At 71.2% G+C, this 8,612-nt stretch carries 10 protein-coding genes; 7 read left to right on the forward strand and 3 right to left on the reverse strand.

The genetic code is table 11. The features are described 5' to 3' along the window. The 6 genes from MFF42_RS15310 to MFF42_RS15335 all read left to right on the forward strand — a co-directional run. Positions 1 to 576, forward strand: a 576-nt coding sequence (locus MFF42_RS15310) for a tRNA methyl transferase PRC-barrel domain-containing protein (RefSeq protein ID WP_373875187.1), incomplete at its 5' end; no start/stop codon positions are given. 126 nt (positions 577 to 702) lie between these two features. Then, positions 703 to 1,359 carry a class I SAM-dependent methyltransferase gene (locus tag MFF42_RS15315; protein WP_238256507.1) on the forward strand — a complete coding sequence of 219 codons (657 nt, stop codon included), beginning with the start codon at positions 703 to 705 and terminating at the stop codon, positions 1,357 to 1,359. 38 nt (positions 1,360 to 1,397) lie between these two features. Next, a complete protein-coding gene (locus MFF42_RS15320) occupies positions 1,398 to 2,234 on the forward strand; it encodes a TVP38/TMEM64 family protein (protein ID WP_238256508.1) in 837 nt (278 codons plus the stop codon). Between the two features lie 173 nt (positions 2,235 to 2,407). Continuing rightward, positions 2,408 to 3,916 (forward strand): sensor histidine kinase, encoded by a 1,509-nt coding sequence (locus tag MFF42_RS15325; RefSeq protein ID WP_238256509.1) that lies wholly within the window; start codon positions 2,408 to 2,410, stop codon positions 3,914 to 3,916. A 74-nt stretch (positions 3,917 to 3,990) separates the two neighbouring features. Next, on the forward strand, positions 3,991 to 4,314 hold the full coding sequence (locus MFF42_RS15330; RefSeq protein ID WP_238256510.1) for a type II toxin-antitoxin system RelE/ParE family toxin: 324 nt from the start codon (positions 3,991 to 3,993) through the stop codon (positions 4,312 to 4,314). Further along, the gene (locus MFF42_RS15335) at positions 4,314 to 4,613 is read left to right on the forward strand and encodes a helix-turn-helix domain-containing protein (RefSeq protein WP_238256511.1); all 300 of its coding nucleotides are present in this window, start codon (positions 4,314 to 4,316) and stop codon (positions 4,611 to 4,613) included. The genes MFF42_RS15330 and MFF42_RS15335 overlap by 1 nt, the downstream gene beginning before the upstream one ends. A 35-nt stretch (positions 4,614 to 4,648) precedes the next feature. On the opposite strand, the gene MFF42_RS15340 is transcribed toward MFF42_RS15335, so the two are convergent. Further along, positions 4,649 to 6,235 (reverse strand): DHA2 family efflux MFS transporter permease subunit, encoded by a 1,587-nt coding sequence (locus MFF42_RS15340; protein WP_238256512.1) that lies wholly within the window; start codon positions 6,233 to 6,235, stop codon positions 4,649 to 4,651. A 206-nt stretch (positions 6,236 to 6,441) separates the two neighbouring features. Next, positions 6,442 to 7,650: an HlyD family secretion protein gene (locus MFF42_RS15345; RefSeq protein WP_238256513.1), complete on the reverse strand. Its 1,209-nt coding sequence runs from the start codon at positions 7,648 to 7,650 to the stop codon at positions 6,442 to 6,444. Positions 7,651 to 7,780: 130 nt separating this feature from the next. Between MFF42_RS15345 and MFF42_RS15350 the strand changes: the two genes are divergently transcribed. Further along, positions 7,781 to 8,440 carry a TetR/AcrR family transcriptional regulator gene (locus tag MFF42_RS15350; protein ID WP_238256514.1) on the forward strand — a complete coding sequence of 220 codons (660 nt, stop codon included), beginning with the start codon at positions 7,781 to 7,783 and terminating at the stop codon, positions 8,438 to 8,440. Positions 8,441 to 8,446: 6 nt separating this feature from the next. On the opposite strand, the gene MFF42_RS15355 is transcribed toward MFF42_RS15350, so the two are convergent. Next, positions 8,447 to 8,612 (reverse strand): acyl-CoA dehydrogenase C-terminal domain-containing protein (locus tag MFF42_RS15355; RefSeq protein WP_238256515.1); only part of this gene is annotated, 166 nt, incomplete at its 5' end.

Raw genomic sequence — 8,612 nt, forward strand, 5'->3', positions numbered from 1 at the left:
CTCGGCCTCGCGGTCGCCGACAAGGCCGACAGCCAGGACATCTGCTTCGTGCCCCAGGGCGGCTACGCCGACGTGATCGCCAAGCTCAGGCCCGAGGCGGCCCGCCCCGGCGAGATCGTCGATCTCGACGGCCGCCGGCTCGGCGAGCACGAGGGCATCATCCACTACACGGTGGGCCAGCGCCGCGGCCTCAAGCTCTCGGTCGGCGAACCGCTCTACGTGGTGCGGCTCGAGCCCGAGACCGCCCGCGTCGTGGTCGGACCCCGCGCGGCGCTCGCCACCCGCCGCATCCGCCTCGCCGACCTCAACTGGCTCGGGAGCGGCGCGCCGGAAGACGTCGCGGATCGGCCCGTGGCCGTGCGCGTGCGCTCGACCCGCGAGCCGCGGCCGGCGCGCCTGTCGTGGAACGCGGCCGAGGCCTGCGCCGAGGTCGAGCTGATCGTCCCCGAGGACGGCGTCTCGCCGGGCCAGGCCTGCGTGATCTACGCCGACGACGGCCCGCGCGCGCAGGTGCTCGGCGGCGGCACCATCCGGCGCATCGGCGCGTTGCAGGCAGGCGCCGCCGAGGCGGCCTGATGGGATCGCTTCGCGCCGCGCCGGATTGGATTTCCCGCAATTTCATTGACGTTCACGCGCTCCAGGCCGCGCCCGTGCCCGGGCGGGGAGGCGTCGTGAGCCGCGATCGGAGAGGGTGACGGTTAGATGCTGAGAGAGCGGGCGCCCGAGGCCGGGCCGACCACCGAGCTGATGCGCAAGGCCTATGCCCGCTGGGCGCCGGTCTACGACGTCGTCTACGACAAGCTCACCGAGCCCGCCGCCCGCGCCGCCGTCGAGGCGGCGGTCGCCCACGGGCCGCGGGTGCTGGAGGCCGGCGTCGGCACCGGCCTGTCGCTCGGCTACTATCCCCGCGACAGCTTCGTCTGCGGCGTCGATCTGTCCGAGGACATGCTCAAGCGCGCCCGCGCAAAGGTCCGGCGCAAGGGGCTGACCCACGTGAAGGGGCTCCAGGTCATGGACGTGTGCCGCCTCGGCTACGCCGACGCGAGCTTCGACGCGGTGGTGGCGCAGTTCCTCATCACCCTGGTGCCGAACCCGGAGGCGGCGCTGTCCGAGTTCCTGCGGGTGGTGCGCCCCGGCGGCGGCATCGTGCTCGCCAACCATTTCGGCCAGTCCGACGGGCCGGTGGCGCGGGTCGAGGAGATCGTCGCGCCGCTCTGCACCAAGATCGGCTGGTCCTCGGACTTCAAGGCGACCCGGATCGAGGCCTGGGCCCGCCGCAACGGCGTCGAGGTCGTCGGCCTCGCCCCGACCTTCCCCGGCGGCTTCTTCAAGATCCTGCGGATGCGCAAGCGGGGCTGAGGACGGACTCGCGAACACCGTCCGGCGGAGGCAGGCCGATGATGCCAGAGGGCGGGGAGGGCGGTCGGCCGAGTGACGGGCCGAGTGACCGGACTCCTCTGAGCGAACCGCCGGGGCCGCGCCGGCCCTGGCTGCGCTGGCTCCCGCTCGTGGTGCTGGCCGCGCTCTCCGTCGGCATCCTCGCCTCGGGCGGAGCGCATCTCCTCGACCTCGACCGGCTCTCCGCGTCGCGGGTCTGGCTTCAGGCGCTCATCGCCGAGGACCGGGCGCGGGCGGTCGCGCTGGCCTGTCTCGTCTATGTCGGCTCGGTCGTGGTCTCGCTGCCCGCGACGCTGGTGCTCACGGTGCTGGCCGGGCTGCTGTTCGGCCCCGTGACCGGCGCCCTGATCGCCATCGGCTCGTCGACGACGGGGGCGTCGATCGTGTTCTCGGTCGGGCGCTACGCCGCCGGCGACCTGATCCGGCGCAAGGCCGGACCCAGGCTCGGGCGCTTCGCGGACGGGTTCCGCCGCGACGGCTTCGGCTACATCCTGATCATGCGGCTCCTGCCGATCTTCCCCTACTGGATCACCAACCTCGCTCCGGCGGCCTTCGGCGTGACGCTGCGCACCTTCGCGCTCGCCACCCTGCTCGGCCTGACGCCCGGCGCCTTCATCTATGCCGGGCTCGGCGCCGGCCTCGAAGACCTGCTGGCCACCCGCGACGCGCTGAGGGCGGACTGCCTCGCGGCCGGGGGAACGGATTGTTCGCAAGCCATCGATCTGCGCGCCCTGGTGACGCCCGGCATGGTGGCGGCGCTGGCGGCCCTGGCAGGATTTGCTCTTTTGACAGTTTATCTGCGCCGACGGCTTGAGCGGCGGGCGCTTCGCGCATAAGACTTGCGCACAAGCGAATGGCGCGCGTCGCCGGTCCGCCGCACAACCTGTGCGACAGCGGGCGCCGGCACGAGAGGCGCGCCGTTCGAACGGCGATTGGACGAGACAACGACGGGTGACGCTTGAAACGGCCCCGCCTTCCGTTTCCCGGCCGGCCCTCCGAGCCGGCGGGCGTGGCGCAGACTGATCCGGCGGCGACGGCCGCCCTGCCCTGGCATATCGAGGAACCGGCCGGCGCGTCGCCGCCGTCGCGCTCGCGCGCCTTCGCCTGGCTCGGGCGGCTCGGCCTGTCGGGCCGCCTGTTCCTGCTGACGGTGGCCTTCGTCGTCCTGGCCGAGATCCTGATCTACGTCCCGGCGGTGGCGACCTACCGGATGTCGCGGTTGTCCGACCGGGTCGCGGCGGCGCGGGTCGCCGCCCTCGTGCTGAACGCCACCCCCGAGGGACAGGTCCCCGACGAGATCGCCCGGCGCCTGCTCATGGGGGTCGGCGCCCGCGCCATCGCCGTGCGGGTCGGCGACACCTGGCGCTATCTCACCGACGGGCCGGTCCCGTCCGCCGTGGCCGAGACGGTCGACCTGCGCGAGCGCGGCCTGACGGGCTCGGTCGTCGGCGCCTTCCGGACGCTGTTCCTCTCCACCGACGCGCCGATCCGGGCGCTGGGGCCGGGGCAGGACGGCTTCGACGCCGTCGAGGTTCTGCTCGACGAGGGCCCCCTGCGGGCGTCGCTGGCCGACTTCTCGCTCCGGCTCCTCGTCGCCTGCCTCATCATCGCCGTGCTGGCGGCCGGGCTCGTCTTCTTCGTGCTGCAGCGGGCGATCGTGCGGCCGGTGGTCCGGCTCGCCCGCGACATCACCGCCTTCGCCGACGACCCCGAATGCACCGACCGGGTCACCCGGCGCTCGGCGCGCACCGACGAGATCGGGCAGGCGGAGAACGCGCTCGCCCGGATGCAGGTGGCCCTCGGCGGCGAGCTGCGCCAGCGGCGGCGGCTGGCCGAGCTCGGCCTCTCGGTGAGCAAGATCAACCACGAGCTGCGCAACCTGCTCACCACCGCCCAGCTTCTCGGCGACCGCCTGGAGAGCGTCTCCGACCCCCTGGTGCAGCGGGTGGCGCCGCGCCTCGTGGAGACCCTCGACCGGGCGATCCGCTTCTGCGAGGCGACGCTCGCCTACGGCCGCGCCACGGAGCCGAACCCGCAGCGGCGCATGGTGGCGCTGGCGCCCCTGCTCGAGGAGTTGACCGACCTCGCCGACCTGATGCCGGCGGCCCATCTCCGCGTGGAGGTGCGCGCGGCGCCGGATCTCGAGATCGACGTCGATCCCGAGCAACTCCTGCGGGCGCTGACCAACCTCGTGCGCAATGCGGTCCAGGCCCATGCCGCGGCGAAGACCGCCGACGGCCTCGTGCTGATCGAGGGACTCCGCAGCGGGCGGCCCGGCGCGGGCGCGGTCACGGTCCTCGTGACCGACAACGGCCCCGGCGTGCCCGAGCGGGCCAAGGCGAACCTGTTCGCCGCCTTCCAGGGCTCGACCCGGGCCGGCGGCACGGGGCTGGGCCTCGCCATCGCCTCGGAGCTGGTGCGGCTCAACGGCGGCACCCTCTGCCTCGACGAGACGGCGGGCGGGGCGCGCTTCCGCATCATCATCCCGGACCGGGCCGCGGGGGCGAAGGCGGCGTGAGGCCGGCCTTCCGCGCGCCATCCGATCGGACACATTCCACTTGTTTGATATCTTTTTTGATATAGGATTTTGCCATGCCGTGGCAGGTCGAAATCCTCAATGACGCTGTCCTGGCCGAACTCGACGCATGGCCCCTGAAGGTCCGTGCTGCCCTGGACAAGATCGTGGAGCGGATCGAGTCGCTGGGTTTGGAGCGCCTTCACGAGCCGCATGTCAAACATCTCCAAGACAAGATCTGGGAGATGCGCCCAAGCGCAGGCGGCAATGACGGCCGGGCGCTCTACGTGGCGGTTTCGGGCCAGCGCGTGGTGATCGTGGCTGCTTTCATGAAGAAGACCCGGAAGACACCCAAGCGGTGGTTGGAGCTGGCCACGGAGAGAGCAAGAGGCGTGCTGTAATGACGATCCCGTTCAAGACCGTTCGCGAGCGCTGGAACGCTGATCCGAACTACCGGGTGGTGCGGGACGAGATCGCGCCCGAGATGGAGCTCGCCTTCGCGATGTCCGAGGCGCGTCACCGCGCCAAGTTGTCCCAGGCCGAGGTGGCCCGCCGAATCGGTACGTCGCAGGCCATGGTTGCCCGCTGGGAGACGGGCAAAAGCGCCCCGACGACCACGTCGTTGCGCCGCTTCGCCCAGGCGACCGGATCGACGTTGCAGATCCAACTCGAAGTCGGAGGTTCGGACGAGGCTTTGTAAGCCGGCCCCATCGTCGCTTCCCTCGAGTCGAGCCCTCAATGCCCCGCTCCGGCCGGGGCGGCGCCGCGCGGGCGGCGGATCAGCGGCGTGCCGCAGGCCATCGCCAGGAACAGCACGGTGAGGACGAGGAACACGTCCTCGAAGCTCATCACCAAGCCTTGGATCCGCACGGTGTTGTTGAGCGCCTTCAGCGCCATGCCGTTGGCGTCGCCGCCGAACACCTCGAACTGGCGCCGCATGGCGTCGAGGCGTTCCAGCGCGGCGCCGTTGGCCCAGGTGAAGCGCTCGTGCAGGCGGGCGAGGTGGAGGTCCCAGCGGGCGTTCAGGATCGTGTTGATCAGCGCGAGGCCGACCGCACCGCCGAGGTTGCGCGTGAGGTTGAACAGGCCGGAGGCGTTCTTCATCCGCTCCGGCGGCAGGGTGCCGAGCGCGATGTTGTTGATCGGGATCATGCACAGCATCAGCGAGCAGCCGCGCAGGATCTGCGGCCACAGCAGCTCATAGAAATCCCAGTCCTTGGTGAGCCCGGTGACGATCCAGGTGCCGACGGCGAAGCCGGTGAATCCGATCGCCATCATGACGCGCGGATCGAGCTTCGCCGAGAGCTTGCCGGCGATCGGGGCGGTGGCGAACATGCACAGCCCCGAGACGAACATCGTCTCGCCGATCTGGAGCGCCGAGTAGCCGCGCACCCGGGCGAGATAGACCGGGTAGAGGTAGGTCAGGCCGTAGAGGCCGATGCCGAGCACGAAGCTCGCCGCGCAGCCGGCGGCGAAGTTGCGGTCGGAGAAGGCGCGCAGGTCGACGATCGGCTGACGCGCGGTGAGGACGCGGGCGAAGAAGGCCAGGCCCGAGACGGCGCAGACCAGGGCGCAGACGAACACCGCCTCGTCCTGCAGCCAGTCGTGGTTCGGACCCTCCTCCAGCACGTATTCGAGGCAGCCGAGGAAACCCGCCATGAAGGCGAGCCCGGCCCAGTCGAAGGATTTGAGCAGGTCGAAGTTCGGCCGGTCGAAATCGACCAGGAACCAGGTCGAGACGGTGACGAAGATGCCCGGCACGATGTTGATCAGGAACAGCCAATGCCAGGAGAACAGGTCGGTGAGGTAGCCGCCGACCGTCGGGCCGATGGTGGGCGCGAGCGTCGCCACGAGGCCGATCATCGGCGAGACGATCGGGCGCTTGGAGGGCGGAAAGATCGTGAAGGCCGAGGCGAACACGGTCGGGATCATGCCGCCGCCGATGAAGCCCTGGAGCGCGCGCCAGACGATCATCTCGCCGATCGACGAGGAGGTGGCGCACATCAGGCTCATCAGCGTGAAGCCGCCGGCCGAGACCGCGAACATCCAGCGCGTCGAGAGCACCCGCGACAGGGTGCCGGAAAGCGGGATCGAGATCACCTCGGCGATGAGGTAGCTCGTCTGCACCCAGGGGATCTCGTCGCCGGAGGCCGAGAGGCCGGCCTGGATCTCGTTGAGCGAGGCCGAGACGATCTGGATGTCGAGGATCGCCATGAACATCCCGAACACCATGCACAGGAACGCCACCATGCGGCGGCGGTCGAGCGGCGGTTCGGCGGCGGGATTTTTGGGGGTCGCAGCGAGAGCGGCGGTGGCGGCCATGGGGCGCCTCGGTGAGGGTTCGAGAATCGCTCCCAGCCGCGACCTCATCCTGAGGCGCCCGCGTCAGCGGGCCTCGAAGGATCCTCCAGGGATCGCGCGGGATCTGGATGATCCTTCGAGGCCTGCGCTTCGCTGCGGCACCTCAGGATGAGGGTGTGATTGGGACGGGCGGTCGTGTCGGCCCCTCTTGCGGGACGGAAGACTTCTCAGCGCCGGGCGGCGAGCTTCTGCACCGGCGCGTCGGCGCCCTCGCGGGTATCGACCCGCACCACCACGGAGAGGCCGGGCCGCAGCAGGCCCTCGCCGGCGACATCCTCGGGCACGTGGACGCGCACCGGCAGGCGCTGGACGATCTTTGTGAAGTTGCCCGTGGCGTTGTCGGGCGGCAGCAGGCTGAAGACCGAGCCGGAGGCGGGCGAGAGCGATTCCACCGTGCCGACGATGTCGCGGTCGGGATAGGCGTCGACGTGGATGTGGACCTCCTGCCCCGGCCGGACGCGGGCGAGCTGCGTCTCCTTGAAGTTCGCGTCGACCCGCACGCTGCGGAGCGGCACCAGGGCGGCGATCCGCGAGCCCGGCGACACGTAGGCGCCGGCCTCCACCGCCTTGTTGCCGACGACGCCGTCGAAGGGCGCACGGATCACCGCGAAATCGAGGTCGCGCCGCGCGCGGTCGGCGGCCGTGCGCAGTTCCGCGGCGAGGCTCTCGGCCTCCCGCGTCTGCGCCCGCAGCACCTCGACATTGGCGCGAGCGGCGACGAGGGCGGCCTCGGCGGACTTCACCGCCGCCTCGGTGCGGTCGCGGTCGGCCTTGGCCTGATCGAGGCGGGACTTGGCGACGTAGTCGGCCTGCATCCCCGTGGCGCGGGCATAGTCGGCACCCGCCCGCACCGCGTCGGCCCGGGCCGCATCGATCTGGGCCGCGCTCTGCAGCACCTGCGCCTGCGCGGCCTCGGCCTGCCGGCCGATCCGGGCGATGGTGCTCTCCTGGGTCGCGAGCTTGTCCTGCGCCGCCTGCAGGGCGAGGCGGTAATCGCCGTCGTCGAGCCGGGCGATCACGTCGCCCCGCTTCACCGCCTGCCCGTTCACGACCGGCACCGCCGCGAGATAGCCCGACACCTTGGCGGCGAGCACCGAGATGTCCGCCTGCACGTAGGCGTCGTCGGTGCTCACGAAGAAGCGCCCGACCGTCCACCAGTCCCAGCCGGCATAGGCGCCGCCGCCCAGGGCCGCGCAGAGCACGAGGCCCAGCACCGCGCGCCGCAGCGGACGGCGGGGCTTGGCGCTTGGCGCCGGCGGCATCGGCTCGGCGATGACCGTCGGGGGCAGGGCCGGCGCGCGGCCGCGCTCGGCCCGCTCCTCCTCGGCACCCTCGAGAACGGCCTCGGGACGGCCGGTATCCTCACGAAGCGACATGGCTGATGTCCCAGACATGCATTGACCGAACCGTTCGGTCATTCGGCGGATCAGGTTGACGCCGCCGTCATTCGGGGGCTAGTTAGCATTGACTGAACGGTTCGGTCAACGCGATTGAGTGGCGGGTGCGATGGCGGGCGCGGCGATACTGGAGCGAGGGCAGGCCACCTCACAGGCGGCGTCGGGCGAGAGCGAGAAGCGCCGGCAGATCCTGGAGGGCGCGCGCCAGGTCTTCATGGCGTCGGGCTTCGACGGGGCCAGCATGGGCGAGATCGCCAAGGCGGCGAATGTCTCGAAGGGCACGCTCTACGTCTATTTCGACAGCAAGGAAGCCTTGTTCGAGGCCCTGACCACCGAGGCGAAGGCGGGGCTGGCCGAGAACCTGTTCCGGCTCGACGAGGACGATCCGGACGTGCGCGCCGTGCTGACGCGGCTCGGCACCAGCTATCTCGCGATGATGGCGCGGCCGGAGCACGTCTCGATCATCCGCATGGTGATCGGCGCCTGCGAAAAATTTCCCCGGTTCGGGCAGGCCTTCTACGAGGCCGGCCCGGCCTGCGGAGTCGAGCGGCTGAAAGCCTATATCGAGGCGCAGGTGTCGGCCGGGCGCCTGCGGGCCGCCGACACCGATCTCGCCGCCAAGCATTTCCTCCAGCTCTGCCAGGCCGGGATGCTGACGCGGCTGCTGTTCAACGCGGGCGCGGCGCCGGACGAGGCCGAGATCCGGCACCGGGTCGCGGAAGCCGTGCGGGTCTTCTACGCGGGCTACGGCCCTGACGCGGCGCGCTAGATCAGATCACCCCGCCAGCGCGAAGGCGGGATCGTCGGCGAAGTCGCCGCCGGTCAGGATCGCCTGCTCGAGGCCGCCGGCTGCCGGCAGCAGGTTCTCGGCGAAGAAGCGGGCCAGCGCGATGCGCGCGGCGTGGGCCGGATCGGTCTCGCCCGCCTTCACCGCCGCGCTC

The sequence above is a fragment of the Methylorubrum podarium genome (genome assembly GCF_022179745.1).
Classification (GTDB): Bacteria; Pseudomonadota; Alphaproteobacteria; order Rhizobiales; family Beijerinckiaceae; genus Methylobacterium; species Methylobacterium podarium.